Genomic DNA, 2,178 nt, shown 5'->3' with positions numbered 1-2,178 from the left:
ACGGCTGCGGGAGATTTTCCGACCATCTCGGCCAACTGATTGACGGCCATTTCACCGTCCCGCAGCGCGAGAACTATCCGAACCCGCGTTGCGTCGGCGAGCATTGCGAATACCTCGACGGCCAATTCGACGTATTGGCTGTCCGGTTCCCGGCCACATATCCGTTTATCTGCATCCATACGTAGATTTTTGCACAGAAACGCGCCACTATTGGCGCAGTATTGACCACTTATACCCTACCGGGGTATTGTCGGCCTCAAGCGACGATAGTGCATACTGCCATCTCCTAAGCCCGGTTCCGTGAGATTCTTCATGGCCCAAGTGTGGCCGGTAGGATGGCTGGCAACCCAGCGAATAAGGAAGGATTCATGAGCAGCACACTGACACTGCCCGGCATCCGGTCCATGCTTCGCTGGGGACGGTTGCTCATCGTCGTGCTGGGAATCACCGGGGGAATCCTGGGTATGCACGTGATTGGCGGAACACCTGCTGCGTCAATGGCTCCAGCTGCCATGACGACCTCCGCAGCGTCGGTTCATGCCGTGAAGGTTGCCGTTCCGGAAGAACCGGTTGAACAGGTTCCCGTCATTTGTAGCTGTTCACCTGGCTGTCCCGGGTCAATGGCCATGGATGGTTCCTGTGTGCCTACCTTCGGTCCGGCGGGCATCATGGTTCCGGTGCCGCAGACGGTTACCTACCTGTATGGCGATATTGTGTCTAAGCGAACGCCGGCATTGACCGCGGTCGAGCGGATTCCCGATGGACCTTCACTAAACCAGCTCTCTATTAGCCGAACGTAAACCGATGATCCGGCCGCCGCCATGCGGGCGGCCTTTATCGATGCGCACTGATACCGTGCGCCGGCTATCCAGTGAGACTCCAGTTTTTAGTGAAGGACTTTCCCAATGAAGAAGTTTCTGACCATTTCGTCAACGGCGGTTGCCGTGGCCATCGCCCTCGCCGGCTGCTCCGCCGCCACCGATGGCGGTAGTGCGCCGGGCATGGATCACGGCGGTAGCTCTGCGGGCCCTACCAGTATGAGCACGGCAGCGTCCGCGACGACACCCGGCGTGGAGTACAACGCTGCCGACACCACCTTCGCCCAGATGATGACTCCGCACCACTTGCAGGCCGTGGATATGAGCAACATGCTGCTGGCCAAGCAGGGCATCGACCCGCGGGTCAGTTCCCTGGCAACCAGAATCAAGGCGGCCCAGGGCCCCGAAATCGAGAAAATGACGGGGTGGCTTGCTGTCTGGAAGGAACCGGCTGCCATGTCGGGAATGTCGGGAATGACCGGCACGATGAGCGATGACGAGATGAAAAAGCTCGACGCGGCGCAGGGCGCGGAGGCCGCGAAGCTTTACCTTTCGCAGATGGTCACGCATCACGAAGGGGCCGTGGAGATGGCGAAGACCGAGGTGATCGACGGGAAGAACGCCGACGCAGTTGCGCTGGCGAAGTCCATCGTCTCCACCCAGGAATCCGAGATCAAGGACATGAAGGATCTGCTGACCACCCTCTAAGCCAGGGCACGCCGTCATGGCCGGTGGCGGCCCGGGTTCCGGGTCGCCGCCGCGACACCTTATTTCCTTCCTTGGAGCCCCTGTGAAAACACCTACCTTCTTTTCCCGCAACCTTCGGTTGGCTGCCACCACGGCGCTGGGCGCCGTCGCCTTGCTGCTTGCCGGCTGCTCTGCCGGATCCACCGCGGCCGACCCCGCGCCAACTTCCCAGAGTCTCGCTGCGCATATTCACGCCATCACGGTTGGCCCGGCTTCGTCGGAGGTCTTGCTGGCCACCCACGACGGGCTGTATGACGCGAGCAAAAAACACCCCGTCAGGACCAGCGACACCATTGATCTGATGGGGTTCACGGCAACAGCGGATCCCGCGGTGTTCTATGCCTCCGGCCACCCCGGCGCGGGATCGGCTTTGCCGGACCCCGTCGGACTCATCAAATCTGTTGACTCGGGTAAAACCTGGAAGCCGGTCTCCCGGCAGGGGCAATCGGACTTCCACGCCCTGACGTTCACCAAGTCGGGCCTGGTGGCCTACGACGGGACCCTGCAGACAAGCGCCGACGGCGTCAACTGGACGCAGTCGCCGTCGTCCTTCGCTCCCGCAGTACTGGCCGGCAGCCCCGCCAGCACCGTTGTCCTGGCCACCACGGAACAG

4 protein-coding genes are annotated in these 2,178 nt (G+C 61.5%); 3 read left to right on the top strand and 1 reads right to left on the bottom strand.

Annotation, left to right across the window (positions count from 1 at the left end; translation table 11 throughout):
- Positions 1–179: ArsR family transcriptional regulator (locus OS914_RS17935; protein ID WP_267547415.1), on the bottom strand; the 179-nt coding region annotated here is incomplete at its 3' end.
- A gap of 189 nt (positions 180–368) precedes the next feature.
- Between OS914_RS17935 and OS914_RS17930 the strand changes: the two genes are divergently transcribed.
- The 3 genes from OS914_RS17930 to OS914_RS17920 form a co-directional block, all read left to right on the top strand.
- Positions 369–800 (top strand): DUF6153 family protein, encoded by a 432-nt coding sequence (locus tag OS914_RS17930; protein WP_267547414.1) that lies wholly within the window; start codon positions 369–371, stop codon positions 798–800.
- 105 nt (positions 801–905) lie between these two features.
- Positions 906–1,526, top strand: a complete 621-nt coding sequence (locus OS914_RS17925) for a DUF305 domain-containing protein (protein ID WP_267547413.1) — start codon at positions 906–908, stop codon at positions 1,524–1,526.
- 82 nt (positions 1,527–1,608) lie between these two features.
- Positions 1,609–2,178: beta propeller repeat protein (locus OS914_RS17920; protein ID WP_476375316.1), on the top strand; the 570-nt coding region annotated here is incomplete at its 3' end.

Source organism: Arthrobacter endolithicus (assembly GCF_026627425.1).
Lineage (GTDB): Bacteria > Actinomycetota > Actinomycetes > Actinomycetales > Micrococcaceae > Arthrobacter_M.
This window is presented reverse-complemented; position numbering and strand designations above follow the sequence as displayed.